Genomic DNA, 21,844 nt, shown 5'->3' with positions numbered 1-21,844 from the left:
ACAGGAGGTTGAACTATGTTCGGATGGGATTTTCAAAACAGTAAAAGTGATCGTTTCAAGTTGTTCCTTTTTCTTCTCGTCCTTTTTCTCGCAGTGGGTTTTACTGCTTCAACTCTTTTTCGAAGCCTGAATGATGATACAACTAATGCGAGGGAGCAAAAACCTGAAAGTACAGAAGAATCGTCTTTAGCAGCCGATTCACCTGATCTGTCTAATTCAGAATCAAAATCTGAGGAAGAAGAGGTGAACGGATATGATCAGACAGAACATTTTTCTGAAGAAGAGCTTGAAGACACTAAAAAGATTGCTGTTCAGTTTGTGACAGCTTTTCATACTTACAATGCAGATAAACCGATGGTTTACCTTGATAAGTCCAAACCTTATATGACTGATGCTTTATTTAAAAAAATGAACCGGAACGGCAGACGTGAAGTGCTTGAACGCTCATATTTGACAGTAAAAGAAAACTGATGTGACACCAGTCGTAAACAAGAGCAGCATGATTGTTCGCTGGAATGTCATTGTCAGAGGGGAAGCAAAGTCAGTTGATGGAAAGGTTTCACAAACAGAAGATTGGTACTTAGTGGGCCTCCGTGGCGTTGATGGCGAATGGCAAGTGGAGGATGTGAGAGTAAATGTCCCAAATTAATGACCCTAATGCGCACGAGACCGATGGAAGTTCTGCTTTGAAGAGTACGGCAGGTAAAGCCGGAAAAGCCGTGACGAAAAAAGCTGTGAAAGCAGCAACTGCAAAGGCAGCCGCAGCTGCTGGTACTACTGTTGGACTTCCTGTCGTTTTGGGTATTACAGCTGCAGCCATTGTGCTCATTGGCGGGCTTATCATTATCGCTTTTGTTATTTTATCTTCGACTGGTGGAGAAGAAGAAATGAATCCCAGTACGGGGTATTACGGAGGAGAAATTTCAGAGTTTGGGGCAAATGAAATTCCGTCTCAATATATACCAATCTATAAAGCTGCAGAGGAAAAATATGGTGTGCCATGGAATTTGCTTGCCGCACACCATCGGGTAGAAACCCGATTTTCTACGTTGGAAGTAATGGTTTCCCCGGTTGGGGCCGCGGGACACTTGCAGTTCATGCCTTTAACGTGGGTCGGCTGGTCTTATCCGGGAGGAAACCGGTTAGGTAATGCCAGTATTCCGAACAAGATTTTGACCGATCCGGCTATTATTAAAAAGTATGGTGGATATGGTGTAGATGCAAACGGGGATGGAAAGGCTGATCCGTGGGATATAGAGGATGCGATCCATTCTGCAGCGAATTATCTGAAAGCGAATGGTGCAGCTGAAGGTGATTTAAGAAGAGCTGTATTTGCTTATAATCATTCTGATTGGTATGTGGAAGAAGTTCTCGGTTTTGCGGATCAATATGTAAAAGGTTATGTTACAGTTGGCGGAGGTAGTGGCGAAAGTACAGGTATAGCTGTAGTAGATGTAGGTAACAAGTGGATTGGAAATTCAGTTTATGTGTTTGGTGGAGGAAGAAATCAAAGTGACATAGCCAGAGGACGTTTCGACTGTTCGAGTTTTGTTCATTGGGCGTTTAAAGAAACAGGTGTTAACTTAGGTCCATTAACCTCCTCCAGCACGGAAACCTTAAAGCATCTAGGCAAGCCTGTATCTGCCAGTGAAATGAAGCCAGGGGATGTTGTTTTCTTCGATACTTATAAAAAAGATGGACATGTAGGAATCGTGCGCCCGCAAGGGCTCTGAAAGATTTTGCTCTAGCAAAGCAATAGGTAAAGAACATATTACACCTATCGTCACCTAACTTATCCATAAGGGAAACCAAATGGGGAGTGTAGCATGTTAGGAAAGCCATAAGTTGTCAAGTTACCATGACACGACTGAATGGCGAGGCGAAACGTTATAAACGAGGATGAAAGCTAAACTGCTTGAATGATAGTCTGAGCGAGCATAACGTGGCTTATGACGAAAGGTAACTAGAAGACGTCATATAACTCAAAGGAATGACTAATAGATGCCGGGTCTTTCCGTATGTTCTACGAGTTACGCAGCCCTAGTGAAGGGAAAAAGACGAAAGTCACATCCGACATTATCACAAGCTATCTTCAGAGTGCTAAACGGGGATTATCTAAGTGAGCAAGCCATAAGGCTATGACTTAAAGAGTCTGAATAGCTCATATGATAACGGAGTTTCCGTAGTAGTCCGAGCTAGGGAAAGCCTAGTACATGGCGAAGGGAAACAGCTTAATCGTTTAATACAACGTATGGAAGGAGCGTGAGGCTTCATGAGAAGTCCAAACAATGTGTTAAACAGTCTAGTTTCCAAATCTAAAGATTCTACTTATACCTTCAAACGCCTATACAGAAATTTGTACAACCCTGAATTTTACTACCTAGCATATCAGAAAATATATGCAAAGGAAGGAAACATGACAAAGGGAATAGACGGGAAAACGATTGATGGTATGAGTTTAAAACGAATCGACGACCTTATCGAAGCGTTGAGAGCTGAAACTTATCAACCCCAACCTGCCAAAAGAACATATATACCTAAGAAAAACGGAAAGCGAAGACCGTTAGGTATTCCGTCGATAGACGACAAACTGGTACAGGAAGTAGTCAGAATGATACTGGACTCTATATATGAAAGTTCATTCTCGGAACTATCTCACGGATTTCGACCAAACAGAAGCTGTCACACAGCCTTAATGCAAGTCAAAACTAACTTTGACGGTACAAGATGGTTTATTGAAGGAGATATAGAAAGCTTTTTCGATAATATCAATCACCATAGGCTGGTGCACATCCTAAGGGAACGAATTGACGACGAGAAGTTCATCAACCTCATCTGGAAGTTTCTAAGAGCAGGTTATTTAGAAAACTGGGTCTATCACAAAACATACAGCGGAACACCACAAGGTGGAATTATCAGTCCTATCCTAGCAAACATCTATTTAAACGAGCTAGACAAATATGTAGAGAAGTTAATAAATGAATTTAATAAGGGCATCAAAAGGAAAGCGAACTCCCAATATAACAAAATCAACAGACAACTATTCCAACTAAAGAATACTCTGCATAACGAATCCTTAAGTCCAATCGAACAAGAGAAAATCACATCAGAAATACAGGAGTTGAGAAAACTAAGGAGCAAAATTCCAGCTATTAAACCTGAGGACAAAGAATACAAACGAATGTACTATACGAGGTACGCAGATGATTTTCTAATAGGGATAATTGGGAGCAAGCAAGAAGCACAACAAATAAAAGACTCGTTATCGGAGTTCCTAAGTAAGGAACTGAACTTGACACTTTCGCAGGAGAAAACCCTTATTACACATTCTAACAAACCGGCTAGATTCCTAGGATATGACGTGATCATTTCGCGCAACCAGGACAGAAAAATGTGCAAGGATGGGAAGATGAGAAGAACCAAATCCTATACATGCACACTATATGTACCGCAGGAAAAATGGGTTGATAAGTTAAAAGAAATAGGAGCTTTAAAAATAACGCCAAAAGGTACTTGGATGCCTACTCACAGAGCAAGTTTAATCGATTTCGATGATTTAGAAATTCTCAGCATCTACAATGCACAAATAAGAGGAATGTACAACTACTATAAATTGGCGAAAAATGTAAGTGTGCTTAACAAATTTTACTACCACATGAAATACAGCCTTTACAAAACCTTCGCCAATAAATACAAATCCACCATACACAAAATAACGAAAAAGTACTGTCATGATGGAGTGTTTACCATAACGTATGAAACTAAAAAAGGACAAGGAAAGAGTACGTTGTACTCCGAAGGGTTCAAGTGTAATACGAAAATAAACACGGATATTCCAGAAGACTTACTTCCTAATGAGCAGAAACTTAAGGGAGAAACAAGCCTGATAGACAGGCTTAAGGCAAGACAATGTGAATGGTGTGATAAAACTGACGTTCCTCTTGAGATGCACCATATAAGAAAAATGAAAGATTTAAGCGGTAAAGCAAAATGGGAAAAGTGGATGCTTGGAAGGAAACGTAAAACTGTAGCTCTGTGTACAAAGTGTCACAAGGATTTACACAGTGGAAAACTAGACTAAGATTAAGTGGAGAGCCGTATACATGGAGACATGTACGTACGGTTCGGGGGAGAGTTCTTGGAAACCTGTCATGGAAACATGATAAGGCGCTGGGTTCTTATCCTACTATGTTGGAAATGGGAAGTTCATAGGAGCACAATCCAGTACTGGGGTTGCGATAGCAGATATGACAAAAGGATATTGGAAAGATGTATTCAATGGACGTGTAAAAAGGATATAAACAATTTAATAGTAGATATCTTAATTCGAATGAATATAAGTAATGTATAAGGAGTAGAATCAGCTATTGAAAAAATTTGGGGATTCAAACTTTATTATAATTAGTGTGCTTGTTATAGGATTTTTCATTGTGCTCTTCTTTACCACACCATAGACTAAAAAAGCTGAAGTACTCTTCAGCTTTTTTAGTCTATGTTTAATGCGAACGAGTGCTTTTATTCAATAAGGGGTACCGCCAGCAAAACGCGGAAAACGTACGCTAAGAGTTATGTTGCGTTAGATTTGTGCCCTCAAGATTAAATTGTGTTGCATAAGGACGTTATCAACAACAATAATGGATATTTAATACAACACAACTTCATTTATGTTGTATTGACGAAATGAGATTAACGTACAAAGAACCTTTATTTTAAGGGTCATTCAGCCTTAGCGTACGAAAATACGCGTTTTGCTGGCTGGACCCCATAATTGGATTGCAGAGTGTAGTTAAGATTAAAAATCTGATAAAGAGGTGTTCACCTAAAAGACTAATTTTAATTGTAATATTCTCCCTCTTAGCTCGAGTTAAATGATGTAATTACAATTTACTACTTCGCGAAAACCTTTTTTTCAATAAATTTACTCCCAGGAGTAATAGAGGAAGAAAAAGGCCGTAAGTTAATGCGTATGGTGTCCATATTTTTCCATTAAAAGTAATCAAATAGCCCACATTAGGAGTAATAATGATGGAATAAATCACTAAAATCATTCCCAGCGGCAATGTAAGTACACGATAATTGTTGAATTCAAAAGTTTGGGCAAAACATAATACGGACACATAGAAACAAACTGAAAGTTTAAAATAGATTGTAATAATCCAAATCACTGCTATTATCGATTCTACTCTTTGTATTATCTCACCTATATCTATTTTTTTTGCCATTTCAAAACTGGCGTATAGATTACTTGATGTTTCTTCGAATCCCAAAATTAAAATAGCCATGATTGTCAAAATCGTTAAAACAGTGCTTCCGATAAAAGTTCCTATAAAAAATGCCTTTCTAGCTTCTTCTTTCCGGTTGACATAGGGAAAAATCATCAAAAACAAAATAAGTTCCAGAAAAGGAAAACCAATATAGGGCACAGTCGCATGTATTACAGGTTTTATTCCTTTCGAAAGAATAGGCTGTAGTTTTTCCATTTCAACTTGCGGTGATAGTAAAAGAACAAAAATACTAAAAAGTATGATAACCCATGGAAAAAAAATTTCTGAAGTTCGTGCAATGTTTTCAAGACCATATCGGACTCCGATGATAAGTATCAATAGAAAAACGATATGAATGGCTTTGATCGGGGTCTCGGGGAATATTGCTGACTCCGTAAAATCCCCGATATTTCTTAAAACAAGGGCAGAAAGGGTAAATGTAAATATAAAAAACAAAAAAGAGACCGCTTTCCCTGCCCATTTCCCAAGGATTTTCTGACTGTATTCAACCAAGGTCATTTGAGGAAATTGGCTGCCTAATATGTTGTATATCCATACTAGGAGTAAACCAATTCCCATGCCGAGAATGGATGCGATCCACGCGTCTTGTTTTGCTCCCGAAGTAAGTATGTTCGGTGTTAATAAAATGGAAGAACCTATATTAAAAAGAATAACTAATTTCATAAATTGACCGGCACCTATCTTGCCCTTTTCAAGCATGAAGCACCCCTACTTTTCATTTTAATAACCTCAAAAGAAATTCACCGAATGGCTTGTACATAACAGAGATCAAATCAAGTGGATTTGGAATATTAACATTGCGCTCGTGTACAATACTTAACATGACCCCAATGAATAGCAGAATAAAAAATCCCCATAATTCCTTTTTTTCTCCTTTTTTCCAAGTCGAAGGTACATCAATAATGATCATAATAACTGCTGCCATAACGATTCCTATGATTGGCCACATCGAATTTACTCTTTTATCCTTTCACGGAAGGATTTTTGCGTTTTAAAAATCCGCTGTATTTTTACTGTTGCCTTTACATTGACCTTTAAATCTGCAAATTCTTTGTCCCAGTCCTTCTCGACCTTTTCCCAATATTTTGGATTTTTTCGGTTTATCACTTCACCAAACCCAAAAATATCCGCCTCATATTCTTTTTGTGCTTTATTTAACGCTTTCTTTATAATTTCTATAAGGCGTTTTTCTGTTTTTTTCTCTAATTTGAGAAACGATTGCGGGTTGGAAAAATCTATACTGCATTGTGCATCAGACACATTGCCTTCCAACCTGATATTAAGATCTATTTGAGGCTTGCCATGCTCCATCTTTAATTTTATTTTTTTATTTGCGCTGAGTATTTCTATAGTGGCATTCTCTTTTTCATTGCATGGTATAAGCCCGGAAGTGCTTTTTACATCACCTCGGATATAGTTATAACCCTTCGTTTCCTCCTCATCTAACCAGCCTACCAGCTTATCTTTCTTAAACACCGCTAAACCTTTGTACTGTAAAATCGCTGTATTTTCAATTTTGTCTGTCATTCCTCCTTCTAAATTTCCTTGCAGTGTTATTCCTGTTAATATCGGTTCTTTCCCTTTACTAATTAAATCTGAAGTGAGTTGATCAATTTTTACTGCTCCCGTTCCTGCCCAAGCTTTGTGAGAAGTTTCGAGAGATGAACGCATTTGAGTTGCCGGGACTTTTTCAATCGGTGTGAGGATCTTAAGGGCGTCCTCCGCTCTAATTTCCCTGGCTACTACCACATAGAAATCCTTTCGATATTCATGGTCTCTAGTTACGTGATCTAATATATCTGCAATTCCTTCTTTCGCAATCTCCTCACTGAGGATAAGCATCTGTAAATGTCCTACAAAGATTTTTCTTGAACTTTTAGTCGTCATTCTGCGAGCAGCTTGCTGAATTCCGTCACCTGACTCTTTATACAACGTTACCGGTGTTTCAGAACCCCCGCCTGTTTTAGAAGCAATAGCTCCGGGAATGACTACTTGATCTGAAATCAGAATTTTGTCCCCCTCCTTATCTATTCCAAGGGCTACTGAAATGGCGATTTCATTCAATTCTATTCGGTTCCAACAACCTGCTGCCATGAAAAGTGTAAGTATCAAAATTAAGGCAATCAACCATTTTCGTTTCGTAGTTATTTCTCCTTTCAAATAACGACTATTTTTTTCCATTATGTTTCGACCCACGGATAGGAGGATAATCTTCACGAATAATATTTCTCTGACTTAAAAAACGCGGTCTTGAAAACATCTCCCATCGCGGCAAACGAATTAAACCGTCTTTTTTATCTGAAGGGATTGAAGGAGCAAACGAGGCCATAAAGGGAATTCCAAAAGAACGTAACTGACATAGATGTTGAACGATTCCAATCAAGCCTAACATAATACCGAATAGACCAAAGGATGCCGCCATAAACATTAACCCAAATCGTAATATCCTTACAGAATTACCCATATTATAAGCGGGTAAAACGAAGCTTGCGATAGCCGTAATGGCTACGACTATAACCATTACGGCTGAAACGATTCCTGCTTCAACTGCAGCTTGACCTATGACAAGGGCTCCGACAATCGATACGGCTTGTCCTACTGATCTAGGCATCCGTATACCAGCCTCACGCAAAATTTCAAAGGTGATTTCCATTATTAGCGCTTCTATTAATGCAGGAAAAGGAACCCCTTCGTGTTGAGCTGCTAAACTAAATAGAAGCTGGGGAGGAAGCAAGTCATGATGAAATGTAGTAATCGCAATATATAGTGAAGGAGCAAGCAAAGCAATAAAAAATGATAAGTAACGTAATATACGGACAAGACTGGCGATATCGGCACGTTGGTAATAATCCTCTGCAGATTGGAAAAATTGAGTAAATATGGCAGGGACCAAGAGAACAAAGGGGGTTCCATCAACAAGAATAGCAATGCGACCTTCCAATAGACCTGCAGCAATCACATCAGGTCTTTCAGAATTAAATACAGTAGGAAAAACGGTAAATTTCTCATCCTGGATCAATTCTTCTATATAACCACTTTCCAAAATACCGTCTATATCTATCCTTCCAAGCCTTTCACGTACTTCTTCAATGACTTTTTCACTCGCAATTCCTTTGATATACATAAAGGAGACATTGGTTTTCGTTATTCGTCCTATTTGTTGATTTTCAAGCCAAAGGTTTGGATCATTGATTTTACGCCTGATTAAAGCAGTGTTGGTTCGAATGTTTTCAGAAAATCCCTCCTTTGGCCCACGGATAACATTCTGTGAGGTAGATTCTTGTACACCACGATCTTCCCAGCCTTTTAGACCGATAATTAAGCCTTGAGCAAATCCATCCACCAGTAAAGCGGTATCTCCGGATAATACAGACGTAAAAAGCGTTTCAAAATCCGTGGAATCCTTTATATCTCCTACCGCAAGGGCAAATTTTTTTAATTTATCAAATGTATTTGTTTGAGATGAAATCTCTGGATCCAATTCCGTTATTCGAATATCCGTCACCAATGATTCAATAATTAAATGATTTACAGATTTCGTATCAGCCAATCCATCTGTAAAAATGACAGCAGCAGGGATGTTCCCTTTTTTTCCGATTTGAATTTCTCTAATAACGATGTCAGGGCTATGTCCAAGAGAAGCTTTTACCGTCTTAATGTTTTCTTCAAGATCGGTTTTTAATGGGATTTTTGAACCTTCATCCTCATTTGTCTGGTTTTGATTCTTTGGGGGCAAATTAAAGATATTTCGGATGGCTTTGATCATTCCCAAGAAAACAACTCCCCGTTTATTATTAATATTTTCCGAATAGGCCTTTAATATTCATTTCGAAATATTTATTAGGGGAATGAAAGCATTCCCAGTAGACAAGAAGTTCCAGATAATCAAGAAATCGCTAATGAAAACTAAAAGGTTAATTCTGCAGTAAAAACTTATATTTCTTAATCTCAAACGGCTCCAAAAGAAACGATACCGCCTGAATCCTAGTAGAACTCAGGCTGTATGATTTATCATTTTTTATATTTAGAAAAATGACTGAACTGAAAAAGAATGTACTTAAGGCAAGAGAAAGTATAGAAATCTTTATATATTAAAGATTCAAGGGTTGTCTTGAACATCTGTACACATTTTATTTATATTATTTTTCAATCAAAGACTTTAAATATGACTGCCTGGGGGCTAATAAAAATACCTCTCTTTAGAGTGATTCCTTATAATCATCTCTTTTTGCAAATTTTCTCTTGGTTATTGGAGGGCCTGGTGAGAAAGCATTTCATCTTACTCCTTTTGAATCTGAAGACAGGAGAATGGAAGTAGCCGAGTACTTTAAAAAATTCATGGATATTATTCAAAGTGAAATTGATGGATTAGAAAATTACATTGAAAAGACAAAAAAAGCGTTAGCAAATAAAAAGGAGGTTCCGTTTTAGAACCTCCTTCACTTATTCTTCAAATATTCACTTCTACGTTTTTGTATTTCTTCAATTTGCTCCATATCTTCATCTACATGAAAATATTGTCTTTTATAGTTCCAATAACATAAGCCAGCCCCATATCAAATATCCACAATTTCAAATAAGATAGTCTAAAGTAACACAATGTTATTCAATTAAATGGCCCTTTTCTTGAATAACTAACGTGTTTGAGAGGTCATTTAATCACCTTCAAGCACACATAAATTTTAAACACTAATTTAACAACTTTTTTTACTCAACTAGATTACCAAAAACCATATTTTTTGTAACAACCTCTTATCATGCTACTAGTCTCTGATTTTATTAAGTTTCTTCATTACCAAAAGTAATTACCAAAAACATTACCAAATACCTTTACAACAATTAAACCTGAAGTAAAATAAAACTAAACACAATTACTGGAGGGTGGCATATGATTATCGGTTACGCTCGTGTATCCACAGTTGACCAAAATTTAGATCGACAAATTAGTATGCTTTCAGAATATAGGTGTGAAAAAATTGTAAAGGAAAAGTTCACCGGTACCATTAAAGATCGTAGTGGTTTAAATCAGTTGTTTGAGGTGATTAGAAAAGGCGATACGGTTGTTGTTGAAAGTATCTCTCGTCTCGGACGTAAAACATTAGATATCCTAACTATTATTCAACAGTTTGAAGAGATGGGGGTTCAGTTCGTATCCTTAAAAGAAAATATGGATACAAGAACTTCTACAGGTAAAGCCATGTTTCAAATGATGTGTGTGATTGCAGAATTAGAAAGGAACTTGATTGCTGAAAGGGTAAAAGAGGGACTTGAGGCAAGTAAAAAGCGCGGAAAACAATTAGGTAGACCTAAGTTAGAAAAAGATAAGCTTGATATTGCACTACGAATGTATGACAGTAATGAATATTCCATAAAAGAAATTGTAGAGGGAACAGGCATTTCACAAGGATCGCTCTATCGAGCGATTAATAAAAGAAAGCTTGAAGAAATGAAAGAAATAAAAGCAAGATCTTAATTTTTAATTTTTATTTGTAATCATCTGAGCAGGAACCGTCTCAATAAGACAAAAGGTTAAAAGGCTCGTCAAAATAGCAGCCTTTTATTTTATTGGAAAAATTTTCAGATGTGGCGGTTGAAAGTCGTTTTGGTTGCCGTACCCCTTTAGGGACAAAATCTAACGGGGCATCCTTTGGAACTTTTCTTTTACCCGATTCGTTCATCTCATTTAATGTCTTTAAAGCACGCAATAGTGGCCTTGCAGCTTGCGTAGAACGAAATTCAAGTGACTTAAGAAAAGTAGGGGTATACTTTCTTAGGTAAGAAAAACGATTTCCTAACAAGTCGAGGTAATCGTAATCCATCGGGCGTGCTAATTTTTTGGCTTCTTCAACGGAAGTAATGATTTTATCCCACGGCATTATCTTTTCAATGGTGCTAAATGGATCAAGCCCTTCATCACGTGCTCGAATAAGTGCAGCCCCAATATCTGCAAAATGAACGACTTTTTCATTGACTGCTTTCCCGTTTTCTTTTTGCATTTCCTCTTGTGTTTTGCGACCTTTTGACTGTAATATCATCATTTGCCGATCATGAATTTCAATCGCCTGGTCAATTAAATCCTGACTGAGTGTCACAAGGTATGAAACAAGAATGGCATATTTCTTATTTTCTTTAAATCTGCGAAATGAATGGGGTTCATAACGTGCTCCAATACGGGATAATTGAAGAAACCGATTGGGATGAACTTCATATGTATTTAACGAAAGTTTCAAATTTCGAATATATTCCAAACGCTCTATTACTTTTAAAAAGGCTTCCGGTGAAGATTGGCCGGGAAGTTCCTTCAACCATGCTAATGGAGTTTTTCTACTTTCCACAAAGGGATCGATAAGTTTATCCAACTTTTGTTTTTGCCAATTTGAAAGAGTACAGGTTATTGATTTAAAAATCCTTTCCTCGGCTCTCTGCCGAGTTTCCCATACAAGTCTCTCTAATGTAGTCATACCAGGAAGAATAATTTTTCTATTCCGTAGTTCTTCTTGAATCGTACGAAGAAGATACATGGAATTCCCGTTTTGTAGGGCATGTTTTAAAAGAAACTGAGCTACCTCACGATATTTACTTGCGGAGAAATTCTGATAGCTATACACTTGCCGAATTTCCTCCAAATGTTCATGTTTTGTTGGGTCGCGTTGTGCATATAAAGAAAACGAAGTAGGATTAACATTTATTTGTCTTGCTATGTATTGGATTACGAAATCTGGAATCGGTTCAACATCAGAGAGGGACCAACCAGGATAGCGCAAAACACATAATTGAACAGCAAATCCTAGACGATTATGATCTCTTCTGTGTCGTTTAATAATTTCAAGATCAAATTGTGAAAAAGTATAGTAGGTTTCTAGTTCCCGTTCGGTCATATCTACTGGAATCTGTACAAATTCTGCTCTTTGGTCAGCTGTAAGCAATTCTTTTCCTCTCATGCTACACTTCCTCGCTGGATCATGCTTTCTTCTCCAAGTAACGATATAAAGTTGTTGCCCCAATCCCTGTGGCTACTTTAATTTGAGACAAGGAGTAGTCTTTACTTTGATACATTTTCATGGCGAGCTCGATCTTTTTTGATTCTACCTTCGGTCTGCCTCCCTTTCTTCCCCTAGCTCTTGCTGCCGTCAATCCATCTTTTGTTCGTTCACTAATAATGTCTCGTTCCAATTCAGCTATACTGGCCAACATTCTGAAGAAGAACCGTCCCATAGCAGTTGTCGTGTCAATCTTGTCTTGAATGGACACAAAATGAATACCATCCGATTCAAAATATTCCATAAGCTCAATTAAATGTTTGGTACTCCGACTGATACGATCTAATTTATAGACTATTACCGTGTCGCCTTTACGTAAAACTTTAAGAAGCTCATCCAACTGTGGTCGGTTTTTTTTCTTCCCTGATTCTTTTTCTTCAAAATTCTGGTCCACTCCGTAGTGAGTCAATGCATCAAGTTGTAACGATAATGACTGATCTTGTGTACTGACCCGTGCATATCCAAATTTCAACAAGAATTCCCCCTTTTTACTACCGTAACTATACCAAAAAGGGGGGAGAGATGGATATATTAGTATTTAGATTTTGGTTATATTTTTGGTTATATATATAAGTAGTTTTTGAGGTTTTTTGAGAAGTTCTCAATTCATAACCAAAAACGGTCGTTTTCGGTTCTTTCTTAATAGGGGAAAATTGGAGATTTATGTTAATATAGAAGAAAGATTGTGAAGATTTACACTTAAACTAAAGGTCAGTAATCTTGAAGAAGGAATTTACATTTTTATGGTAAAATTAAGGGGAAGGGGAACTGGCGGTATACTTCCAGCCGCTTCTTTGTACATAATAAAAAAGCATCCGTCCAGGTTTAAGATGATTATAAAGATTGACATCGGCAAAATACGTGTATATACTCGTAATTATAAGAGAACAAAATTCAACAGTTGAGTATATCTTCTTGATTGTAGGAAAGGTTGGTGAAAATTATGAGAGAGCAAAATTCAACGGCAGATTTTTCAGGGACGACCGATTATGCAGCAGCGTGCGCTTGCTTGAATTTAAGAAAAGCGTCCCGGTTCATTACCAGATTATATGATGAATATTTAAGGCCAGTCGGGCTTCGGTCTACACAGTTGTCATTACTGATGGCACTTGAACAGGCCGGGTCTGTCACCATTACATCTCTCTCAGAATTTCTTCTGATGGATCGGACCACATTGCCACGGGATCTTAAGCCGCTTGAGAGACAAGGCTGGGTGTCGATCACGGAAGGGGAGGATCGTAGAAAACGATTAATTGCTCTGACACCTGACGGCCGGGACCTTCTTAAGCGTGCGCTGCCGTTATGGGAACAGGCGCAAATCCGTATTCGAGACTATATGGGCGATGACCGTTATAAAGGTTTCCTTGGTCAATTGTCTGATATCGTTAAGCTGAACAGGCAAGATTAATTTTTTTCACCAAAAGGTGTATATACACCTAATATGAAAGGATGGATAAAAGTGTCCAAAATTAACAAACATCCCACAGTTGTGCGTTACTACGAATCCTCTGCGTAATCCACCACTGAGAATCTTGTTGCACAATAAAGCAAGTAAAGCCACTATATAAATCATTTATAGAGAAAGGATTGATTTTTATGAAAATGGATTCCAACACAATACTCATAACGGGTGGAACATCCGGGATTGGATTCGAGCTTGCTGCTCAGCTCCTTCAGCTTGGGAACACCGTAATTATTACCGGGCGGGATCAGTCCAAACTGGACTTAGCCAAAAAGAAACTGCCAAACGTTCACACATTTCAGAGTGATGTAAGCGATCCAAAGGCAATTTCTGACCTTTTTGAAAAAGTAATTAGTCAATTTCCAGAACTAAATGTTCTGATCAATAACGCTGGGGTTATGCGTAAATTGAACTTTCATACCAAAGAGGTTGATTTAGTGGATTTCAGTAGCGAGATTGAAATTAACCTCAGTGGTTCGATCCGCATGGTGAACCAATTCTTATCGCATTTAAAGACGAAGAAATCCGCTGCGATTATGAATGTCTCATCCGCACTTGCATTTGTTCCTTATCCGGCAATGCCGGTATATAGTGCGACGAAAGCTGGTATTCATTCATTTACACAATCACTGCGAATCCAGCTGAAAAATACTAATATTAAAGTGTTTGAATTGGCGCCTCCAGCTATTCAGACCCCTTTAGTTGAAGTTTTTGATGCTGACGAGATCAAAGCCATGAAACCAATGGATGCCAATAAGATGGTTAGGTACACAATCAAGGCTTTGGAAAAGGATCGCTTTGAGATCCTGCCGGGCCAGAGCAGTGCGCTGAAGTTCATGAGTCGTGTTGCGCCTCAGTTTATGTTAAATCAGTTAAGCAAAAACAAGAGTTAACTATACGGAACATTGGTACGGATATGGACGAGGAATAACAGCAATCTTATTATTGATTGTTGTTGTTGTTATTTTTGACCGAACGTTCTAAAAAATGCTAGTGAATTGACTCATGGAACTCGACTGGTACGAATAAGTATACATTGTTTGTTTCATAATTTAGCTGTAAGTTTGGACATTTGAAGGGAGAACATTATTATGAAAATTTCAGAACAAATCGCTCTTGTCACTGGAGCAAACAGAGGGCTTGGTAAAGAACTTGCAATTGAGCTTATTTCTCGTGGTGCTACTGTTTATGCTGGGGCACGTAATCCCGAAAATATTCAAATACCAGGAGCAATCCCACTACAACTCGATATCACGGATCCCAATTCTGTGGCAGCTGCAGCGAAAATCGCAGGAGATGTAACTTTATTGATTAACAATGCGGGAGTAATGACAGGTGCTTCCTTAATCAACGGTAATTTGGATGATATCCATGCAGAATTTGATACGAATTTATTTGGAACACTTTCAGTGGTTCGTGCCTTTGTACCGAAAATCACTATTAACGGTGGAGGTACGATTCTAAATATTCTTTCGGCATTGTCTTGGTTCACTAGTGCTAATTCAGGTTCATATTCCGCCACAAAGTCAGCTGAGTGGACTCTAACTAACGCAATTCGTTTAGAATTGGCTGAACAAAATATTCGCGTAGCAGGACTTCATGTTGGATATATTGACACGGAATTGACTGCACAAATCGCTGTTCCTAAATTGAATGCTACTGATGTCGCAAAGATTGCTATCGACGGGATTGAGGCTGATAAATATGAAATTCTTGTCGATGAGGTAAGCCGAAAAGTTCAAAAAGGACTTTCTGGTGGTGTGTCGGCTCTGTATCCACAGTTTTCATGAGCAATATAATAGTGCTGTAACCATCATAGACAGTACCACATGCTAGATTCAACTTCAGCTGTATTGGATTAATATTTTTAGAATGAACGTTCTAAAATGTGATTGATTTTGCCGAAGATTTTTCATTTTTTATAGGGAAAGGTGAAAATAATGAATCATTTAGAGGGTTTAAAGAAAATGGCGATGAGCGAATTACCGGATTCGTATTATTCCAGTCGTCAATGATTATCACATAATAAGTTTTATGGCTTCGGCAATTTTATTTGGTTTTTCCATTGGAGGTCTCATGGTCCTTGTCCAAGCGATGGCAGCAGAACGCTCTCTTCCTTATCGAGTACCAGCCGTCTTGGGCTTCATAACCATTTTCTTTGAAACTGGCAAATTAGTAGGACCCTTTCTTGCAGGATCAATTATTGAGCATTTAGGGGGAGTTCGAGAGGCATATGTCTTTGCCATATTCATATTTTTTACTGCCCTTATACTCACTTATTTTGTAAGTGAAAAGTAATAAGTTGTATTGGAAACATAAAACACAAACAACGTAAAGGGGAATGGATGATGGAGAATACGATTAAACTAAATGCGAACAAGGAAATTTCAATCCCACCTGTGGCAAAGTTAATTGGGTTTAATTTAGTAGAAGTTAAGAATGGAAAGTCCGTATTCACATTAAAGACAAAGGAAACGCATTTTAATCCGATGGGAACCGTACATGGTGGTATTCTATGTGATTTGGCAGATGCAGCAATGGGAGTGGCTTACGCTACATTATTAGATGAAGGAGAAACGTATACAACGATCGAGTTGAAAATTAACTATTTGAAACCCGTATGGAAAACGACCTTAAAAGCTAATGCCATTGTAGTGAAAAAGGGAAGTTCCATTGGCCTTATCGAATGCACTATTTTTGATGAGAATGAGGCATTGGTAGCGAAAGCCAGTTCAACTTGTATGACACTAAACGGAGAAAAGGCAATAAATAGATAGTTAAACTATCGTTAATTTTAATCGCGGAGGGGCTTGCTATTCAATGCAGAGTCGTAATAATAGGCTATGGTACCGTATCCTTATTAGGTAATAATGTGGAAACATTATGGAATAATATTAAGTTGGGAAAATCCGGCATGACAGGACATCTATTTGGAGCAGCAGGCGGGGTGGAGGCCATCATCAACCTTAAAAGCATTATGGAAGATATCATTCCTCCCACGATAAACTATGAACATACTGATCAAGAATGTGATTTGGATTATGTACCGAACCAATCAATTCAAGCAGAAGTAAACTATGCCATCTCAAATGGATTCGGATTTGGTGGACACAATGCCTTTTTAGTGTTTAAGAAAATTAAGGAAGCCCCTAGCTACAGCGCAGAATGCAATGAATCATATTAAGCGATTATTAAACGACACAGAACTATTGTTAAAGGAGGCGTAAGTAAATGGTTGTCGGAGATTTTCAAATTGAAACAGATACTATAGTCATCGGTGCAGGTCCTGGGGGTTATGTAGCAGCAATTCGTGCTGCCCAGCTGGGACAAAAAGTAACAATTGTTGAAAAGGAATATTTGGGCGGTGTATGTTGTAATGTCGGCTGTATTCCTTCAAAGGCATTAATTGCCGCTGGTCACCGCTATGAAACAGCTAAGCATTCGGATGCATATGGAATTACAGCAGAGAATGTAAAGGTTGATTTTTCAAAGGTACAAGAGTGGAAAGCTAGTGTTGTGAAAAAGTTAACTGGCGGTGTCGAAGGACTATTAAAAGGAAATAAAGTCGAGATTGTACGTGGTGAAGCATTCTTTGTAGACAGTAATTCATTACGCGTAATGGGCGAAACAAATGCTCAAACATACAACTTTAAAAATGCAATTATTGCAACAGGATCGCGTTCAATCGAGTTGCCTACATTTAAATATTCAAAACGCGTTCTAAATTCGACTGGTGCCCTCAGCTTAAATGAAATTCCTGAAAAAATCGTTGTTATTGGCGGCGGTGTTATCGGAATCGAACTTGGCGGCGCCTATGCAAACTTTGGTACTCAAGTAACGATTTTAGAGGGTGCAGATGAAATTTTAGGCGTAGGTTTTGAGAAACAAATGTCTGCCGTTGTTAAGAAGAGTATGAAGAAAAAAGGTGTAGAATTCTATACCAAAGCAATGGCAAAAGGTGTAGAAGAAACAGAAAATGGCGTCACTGTAACCTTTGAGGTAAAAGGTGAAGAAAAGAAAATAGACGCTGATTATGTGTTTGTAATGGTCGGACGCCGCCCGAATACGGATGAAATAGGTCTTGAACAAGCAGGCGTAAAAATGACAGACCGTGGACTTATTGAAATCGATAAGCAATGCCGCACGAATGTTCCTAATATTTATGCAATCGGTGATGTTGTTCCAGGTCCACAATTAGCACATAAGGCATTCTATGAAGCAAAAATTGCTGCTGAGGCGATTGCCGGACATCCATCTGAAATTGATTATATAGGTATTCCAGCAGTTGTATTTTCAGACCCTGAGCTTGCAACTGTAGGTTATACTGAACAACAAGCAAAAGATGAAGGTATTGAAGTAGTAGCTGGGAAATTCCCATATGCGGGAAATGGACGTGCCTTGTCAATTGACAGCACAGACGGGTTCGTTAAGCTTGTAACTCGTAAAGAAGATGGACTTGTTATCGGAGCGCAAGTTGCCGGAGCAAATGCATCAGATATCATTTCGGAGTTAGGTTTGGCTGTTGAAACAGGAATGACTGCAGAAGACATCGCTATGACAATCCATGCCCATCCAACACTTGGAGAAATGACAATGGAAGCTGCCGAAGTTGCACTTGGAACCCCAATTCATATCATTAAATAATTTATTGGATTATGTACCGAACCAATCAATTCAAGCAGAAGTAAACTATGCCATCACAAATGGTTTCGGGTTTGGTGGATAAAATGCCGTTTTAGTGTTTAAGAAATTTGAGGAAGCCTTTAATAACAGTTTAGCATTTTGAAATAGTAGATTTACAAACTATAAATAAAAAGACGAATTAAGATCATGATTTTGGAAGGCATAAAGATTTAACCGTATTGGCGCGAGTTCAATGAAATATGGAATGGACCAGATTTCTATTTTAGTTATTCAAGAAAAGGGCGCTATTGTGGAGTAACATATAGATTTAAACGACTTTATTGTTATATTTGGGGTACCGCCAGCAAAACGCGGAAAACGTACGTTTTCCGCGTTTTGCTGGCGGTACCCCATGCCCATCAAGCTAAGGCAAATCATTACCGCAAAAACGAAAAAAACGCTATTCTTTCTGTAATATCATGGAAAGGCTGGTGTTTTTTTATGTGTCGAGAGATTTCAGACGAAATCGCACCAGAAACGACTCAAATCTATTATTCACGTTCATCCTAATATTAAAAAACTTCCTAACTATTAGGAAAATGTATATGCTTGGTAAAGATGAAGCGCTTACATTAAAATAAATGTGAGGAGGAAATCCTAATGAAAAAACGTTACATTAAGATATTAGAGCATTTAGAACAATCTGAGAATGACTTTGTAAGTGGAAGCGAACTTGCTAATCTATTTAATGTAACGACAAGAACAATTAGAAATGACATTAGGGAAATAAATGAAAATTATTTAGATAAAGTAATAATTACTGGTAATACTCAAAAAGGATATAAATTAGTTGGGGATTTATCAAATATTCATCAAAATGAAGATGATTACGAAGAACGAGCTTTTCACATAATAAAAACACTTTTATCTGAAACTGATTTTATAACTTATGATGAATTGGCAAAAAAACTTTATTTTTCTACTCAAACAATTAGGAAAGACGTACAAAAATTATTTCAAATAATCCAAGCCGAAAAACGGAACATTGAGGTTGAAGCAATTATTTTCCAAGGGATAAGGCTTAATGGAAGTGAAGTAGAAAAACGTCTATTACTAAAAAAATTAGTAACAACAAATTGTTTAAAGAGAATGTCGCTTGATGAAGCGCTGCAATACTATTTTGGTGATTGGTTTAGTCAGTCCTCAATTCAATTAGTATATTCTTGTATTGAAGAAGAAGTTACTAAGTATAATTTATTACTAAGCTCTCAAGAACTATTCTCAATATGTGTGAACATAATTATTAGTTTAAAACGAGTAGGCCTTGATCAAAAAATTGCTGAAAAAGACATGAGGTTAGATAATACTTGCTTTGAAGAATTAAAAATAGCAAAGTTAATCCTTACTCGTTTAGCTAAGGAAATGAATGTACAGTTTGACGAATATGAATATCAGTATTTATGCTACTTGTTAATCGTTTTACAAATATTACCGAAGAAAAATGAAGTAATTGAACATGAACACTCAGATGAAATAGAGGAAAAAGTAAAATCGGTTATAAAAAAAGTTGGGGCTCGATATGGTTTTTCAAGTCGAAAGAATGAAAAGTTATTTAATCTCCTATTGGAACATATTACAAAGTCATTATATCCATTAAAATATTACTTTCCTGTAGAGAATCCATTTATTTCTCAAATAAAGTCGGAATATATGAATGCTTATAATATTGCAGTGGTTTTAGCGAAAGAATTACAATTTTGCTTAAATATAAAGATACCAGAAAATGAAATCGGTTACTTGACACTTCATATTATGAATATTATCGAAAATTCCCAAGAAACAAGGAAAAGAATTGCAATTATTTATGGGAAAAATCCGTTAGTAGGTAAGCTATTAGAAAGAAAAATAAATTTATACTTCCCAAATATTAAAATTGATGGTTTATTTGCAAATCATGAAATCCATTCACTTCCTGAAGGGATAGAAACTATAGTAACTACTAGTGAAATCCTTGAGGAGCAGCACCTAAATGTGAAAAATTGTATTCGTGTTAGTGAAATGATCACAAATGAAGATATGAAGACTATTTATATTCAAATAAATCGTGGCTTACTGAAATACTATTTATCTCCGAATGATCTTTGTTTCTTAGATGAAGAGAATCAAAAAGATTTATTGAAAACCCTTACGAAGTTTGGCGATATTCAACATCTGTATACAAGCATTAATGAAAGAGAAAAGATGTCGAGTACTAATATTGGAAATTTAGTGGCGATGCCGCATCCATTTGATTGTGGAAATAACAAAAAATTACGAGTGTTAGTGGCAATAAATAAACAAAAAATTTTGTGGGGAGATAAAATGGCTCAGATTATCTTTCTATTTATCCCTCCAAAAAATCAAAAGGTGAATAATACAAAGTTTTTTGAAGAGATTCATGATGTGTTTAAGCAAACAAATATGACAGAAAAATTATTAAATGTAACCAATTATGATGAGTTTTTGGAAGTTTGGTCTTCCAAATAATATTAGGAGGAATAGAAATGTTAGTTAATATGAAAGATTTACTTCAAGTAGCTTATGAGAATAAATTTGCAGTCGGGTCATTTAATGTAGCCAATAGCGAATTTGTCAAAGTTGTAGTAAGTGCTGCAGAGGAGCAAAAATCTCCAGCTATACTTCAAATTCACCCGAATGAAATTAATTTAGTGACAGATGAATTTGTGGCATATGTACGAGAGGCGGCGTCAAAGTCTAAAGTTCCTTTTGTGATTCATTTAGATCACGGGGCAACAATCGAAGATATTACTCGATCTATTAGAAATGGCTATACGTCTGTGATGATGGATGCGTCACATTTACCATTTGAAGAAAATATGGCATTAACAAAAAAAGCAGTAGAACTTGCTCATATGGTAGGTGTGTCTGTAGAAGGTGAACTGGGTACTATTGGAAGTAATGAGGGTAGTTCAGAAGGCGGAGCAGATGAGATTTTATATACGAATCCTGATGAAGCAGCTATTTTCGTTGAAAAAACAGGAATTGATACCCTTGCTGTTGCTGTTGGAACTTCACATGGCTTATATCCAAAAACGAAAGATCACTCTATTAAAATTGATCGATTAATGAAGATTCATGAAAAAGTAAACATTCCTTTAGTTCTTCACGGTGGATCAGACAACCCAGATGAAGAAATAAGAGAAGCTGTGAAACATGGTATTGCCAAAATTAATTTATCAACAGATATGAAGAGAGCGTTTTATAACCAATTAAGAGCTACGCTGGATGAAAATCCAAATGCATATGAACCAGATCTATTAATGCCTGAAGCAACGAAGGCAGCTATTGAATTAGTAAAGAAAAAAATGGATCTATTTGGTTCAACTGGAAAAGCATCACTCTATAAATTAGGAGAAATTTAAGAGGAGGGATCA

18 protein-coding genes and 2 pseudogenes are annotated in these 21,844 nt (G+C 37.2%); 14 read left to right on the top strand and 6 right to left on the bottom strand.

Annotated features, from left to right (window positions below; translation table 11 throughout):
• The first annotated feature begins 15 nt into the window (after positions 1–15).
• From QFZ72_RS28480 to QFZ72_RS28465, 4 genes are all read left to right on the top strand, one after another.
• On the top strand, positions 16–471 hold the full coding sequence (locus QFZ72_RS28480) for a hypothetical protein (protein WP_307440453.1): 456 nt from the start codon (positions 16–18) through the stop codon (positions 469–471).
• A 1-nt stretch (position 472) separates the two neighbouring features.
• Complete coding sequence (locus tag QFZ72_RS28475; protein ID WP_307440451.1) at positions 473–649, top strand: hypothetical protein; 177 nt, start codon at positions 473–475, stop codon at positions 647–649.
• Positions 636–1,733, top strand: a complete 1,098-nt coding sequence (locus tag QFZ72_RS28470; RefSeq protein WP_307440450.1) for a C40 family peptidase — start codon at positions 636–638, stop codon at positions 1,731–1,733. Before QFZ72_RS28475 ends, QFZ72_RS28470 begins: the two co-directional genes overlap by 14 nt.
• 539 nt (positions 1,734–2,272) lie before the next feature.
• Positions 2,273–4,081, top strand: coding sequence for a reverse transcriptase domain-containing protein (locus QFZ72_RS28465; RefSeq protein ID WP_307440448.1), 1,809 nt, complete (start codon positions 2,273–2,275; stop codon positions 4,079–4,081).
• A 796-nt stretch (positions 4,082–4,877) separates the two neighbouring features.
• Here QFZ72_RS28465 and QFZ72_RS28460 read toward each other — a convergent pair.
• The 4 genes from QFZ72_RS28460 to QFZ72_RS28445 are packed head-to-tail and all read right to left on the bottom strand — an operon-like array spanning position 4,878 to position 9,051.
• Entirely contained in the window at positions 4,878–5,984 is a 1,107-nt protein-coding gene (locus tag QFZ72_RS28460; RefSeq protein WP_307440447.1) for a GerAB/ArcD/ProY family transporter, read from the bottom strand.
• A 16-nt stretch (positions 5,985–6,000) separates the two neighbouring features.
• Positions 6,001–6,234 (bottom strand): hypothetical protein, encoded by a 234-nt coding sequence (locus QFZ72_RS28455; RefSeq protein WP_307440445.1) that lies wholly within the window; start codon positions 6,232–6,234, stop codon positions 6,001–6,003.
• Positions 6,235–6,239: 5 nt separating this feature from the next.
• A complete protein-coding gene (locus QFZ72_RS28450; protein WP_307440443.1) occupies positions 6,240–7,466 on the bottom strand; it encodes a Ger(x)C family spore germination protein in 1,227 nt (408 codons plus the stop codon).
• Positions 7,453–9,051, bottom strand: a complete 1,599-nt coding sequence (locus tag QFZ72_RS28445) for a spore germination protein (protein WP_307440668.1) — start codon at positions 9,049–9,051, stop codon at positions 7,453–7,455. The genes QFZ72_RS28450 and QFZ72_RS28445 overlap by 14 nt, the downstream gene beginning before the upstream one ends.
• A 1,122-nt stretch (positions 9,052–10,173) precedes the next feature.
• Between QFZ72_RS28445 and QFZ72_RS28440 the strand changes: the two genes are divergently transcribed.
• The gene (locus QFZ72_RS28440; RefSeq protein WP_307440442.1) at positions 10,174–10,758 is read left to right on the top strand and encodes a recombinase family protein; all 585 of its coding nucleotides are present in this window, start codon (positions 10,174–10,176) and stop codon (positions 10,756–10,758) included.
• A 145-nt stretch (positions 10,759–10,903) separates the two neighbouring features.
• Here the strand turns inward: QFZ72_RS28440 and QFZ72_RS28435 are convergent.
• Both QFZ72_RS28435 and QFZ72_RS28430 read right to left on the bottom strand, forming a co-directional pair.
• A pseudogene (locus QFZ72_RS28435) lies at positions 10,904–12,226 on the bottom strand (DUF4158 domain-containing protein); the annotation flags it as partial.
• A gap of 19 nt (positions 12,227–12,245) precedes the next feature.
• Positions 12,246–12,797, bottom strand: coding sequence for a recombinase family protein (locus tag QFZ72_RS28430; protein WP_307440440.1), 552 nt, complete (start codon positions 12,795–12,797; stop codon positions 12,246–12,248).
• Positions 12,798–13,268: 471 nt separating this feature from the next.
• Between QFZ72_RS28430 and QFZ72_RS28425 the strand changes: the two genes are divergently transcribed.
• From QFZ72_RS28425 to QFZ72_RS28380, 9 genes and pseudogenes are all read left to right on the top strand, one after another.
• Entirely contained in the window at positions 13,269–13,733 is a 465-nt protein-coding gene (locus tag QFZ72_RS28425; RefSeq protein ID WP_307440438.1) for a MarR family winged helix-turn-helix transcriptional regulator, read from the top strand.
• 188 nt (positions 13,734–13,921) lie between these two features.
• Positions 13,922–14,680 (top strand): SDR family oxidoreductase, encoded by a 759-nt coding sequence (locus QFZ72_RS28420; RefSeq protein WP_307440436.1) that lies wholly within the window; start codon positions 13,922–13,924, stop codon positions 14,678–14,680.
• 198 nt (positions 14,681–14,878) lie between these two features.
• Positions 14,879–15,577, top strand: coding sequence for an SDR family oxidoreductase (locus QFZ72_RS28415; RefSeq protein ID WP_307440435.1), 699 nt, complete (start codon positions 14,879–14,881; stop codon positions 15,575–15,577).
• Positions 15,578–15,821: 244 nt separating this feature from the next.
• On the top strand, positions 15,822–16,085 hold the full coding sequence (locus QFZ72_RS28410) for an MFS transporter (RefSeq protein ID WP_307440432.1): 264 nt from the start codon (positions 15,822–15,824) through the stop codon (positions 16,083–16,085).
• A 50-nt stretch (positions 16,086–16,135) separates the two neighbouring features.
• Positions 16,136–16,564, top strand: coding sequence for a PaaI family thioesterase (locus tag QFZ72_RS28405; protein ID WP_307440430.1), 429 nt, complete (start codon positions 16,136–16,138; stop codon positions 16,562–16,564).
• Positions 16,565–16,701: 137 nt separating this feature from the next.
• A pseudogene (locus QFZ72_RS28400) lies at positions 16,702–16,971 on the top strand (hypothetical protein); the annotation flags it as partial.
• Between the two features lie 47 nt (positions 16,972–17,018).
• Positions 17,019–18,431, top strand: coding sequence for a dihydrolipoyl dehydrogenase (gene lpdA / locus QFZ72_RS28395; RefSeq protein ID WP_307440428.1), 1,413 nt, complete (start codon positions 17,019–17,021; stop codon positions 18,429–18,431).
• Between the two features lie 639 nt (positions 18,432–19,070).
• Positions 19,071–20,936, top strand: coding sequence for a BglG family transcription antiterminator (locus tag QFZ72_RS28385; protein ID WP_307435318.1), 1,866 nt, complete (start codon positions 19,071–19,073; stop codon positions 20,934–20,936).
• A gap of 17 nt (positions 20,937–20,953) precedes the next feature.
• On the top strand, positions 20,954–21,832 hold the full coding sequence (locus QFZ72_RS28380) for a ketose-bisphosphate aldolase (protein ID WP_307435316.1): 879 nt from the start codon (positions 20,954–20,956) through the stop codon (positions 21,830–21,832).
• The last annotated feature ends 12 nt before the right edge of the window (positions 21,833–21,844 follow it).

It is taken from the genome of Bacillus sp. V2I10, from assembly GCF_030817055.1.
Lineage (GTDB): Bacteria > Bacillota > Bacilli > Bacillales > Bacillaceae > Bacillus_P.
The sequence above is the reverse complement of the archived record's forward strand: the minus strand, read 5'-3'. Positions and strand labels throughout refer to the sequence as shown.

What these genes read in the sequence shown, in the direction of transcription:
- QFZ72_RS28480 (WP_307440453.1), top strand. Translation starts at nt 16, where the DNA reads ATGTTCGGATGGGATTTTCAAAACAGTAAAAGTGATCGTTTCAAGTTG.
- QFZ72_RS28470 (WP_307440450.1), top strand. Translation starts at nt 636, where the DNA reads ATGTCCCAAATTAATGACCCTAATGCGCACGAGACCGATGGAAGTTCT.
- QFZ72_RS28465 (WP_307440448.1), top strand. Translation starts at nt 2,273, where the DNA reads ATGAGAAGTCCAAACAATGTGTTAAACAGTCTAGTTTCCAAATCTAAA.
- QFZ72_RS28460 (WP_307440447.1), bottom strand. Translation starts at nt 5,984, where the DNA reads ATGCTTGAAAAGGGCAAGATAGGTGCCGGTCAATTTATGAAATTAGTT.
- QFZ72_RS28455 (WP_307440445.1), bottom strand. Translation starts at nt 6,234, where the DNA reads ATGTGGCCAATCATAGGAATCGTTATGGCAGCAGTTATTATGATCATT.
- QFZ72_RS28450 (WP_307440443.1), bottom strand. Translation starts at nt 7,466, where the DNA reads ATGGAAAAAAATAGTCGTTATTTGAAAGGAGAAATAACTACGAAACGA.
- QFZ72_RS28445 (WP_307440668.1), bottom strand. Translation starts at nt 9,051, where the DNA reads ATGATCAAAGCCATCCGAAATATCTTTAATTTGCCCCCAAAGAATCAA.
- QFZ72_RS28440 (WP_307440442.1), top strand. Translation starts at nt 10,174, where the DNA reads ATGATTATCGGTTACGCTCGTGTATCCACAGTTGACCAAAATTTAGAT.
- QFZ72_RS28425 (WP_307440438.1), top strand. Translation starts at nt 13,269, where the DNA reads ATGAGAGAGCAAAATTCAACGGCAGATTTTTCAGGGACGACCGATTAT.
- QFZ72_RS28420 (WP_307440436.1), top strand. Translation starts at nt 13,922, where the DNA reads ATGAAAATGGATTCCAACACAATACTCATAACGGGTGGAACATCCGGG.
- QFZ72_RS28415 (WP_307440435.1), top strand. Translation starts at nt 14,879, where the DNA reads ATGAAAATTTCAGAACAAATCGCTCTTGTCACTGGAGCAAACAGAGGG.
- QFZ72_RS28410 (WP_307440432.1), top strand. Translation starts at nt 15,822, where the DNA reads ATGGCTTCGGCAATTTTATTTGGTTTTTCCATTGGAGGTCTCATGGTC.
- QFZ72_RS28405 (WP_307440430.1), top strand. Translation starts at nt 16,136, where the DNA reads ATGGAGAATACGATTAAACTAAATGCGAACAAGGAAATTTCAATCCCA.
- lpdA (WP_307440428.1), top strand. Translation starts at nt 17,019, where the DNA reads ATGGTTGTCGGAGATTTTCAAATTGAAACAGATACTATAGTCATCGGT.
- QFZ72_RS28385 (WP_307435318.1), top strand. Translation starts at nt 19,071, where the DNA reads ATGAAAAAACGTTACATTAAGATATTAGAGCATTTAGAACAATCTGAG.
- QFZ72_RS28380 (WP_307435316.1), top strand. Translation starts at nt 20,954, where the DNA reads ATGTTAGTTAATATGAAAGATTTACTTCAAGTAGCTTATGAGAATAAA.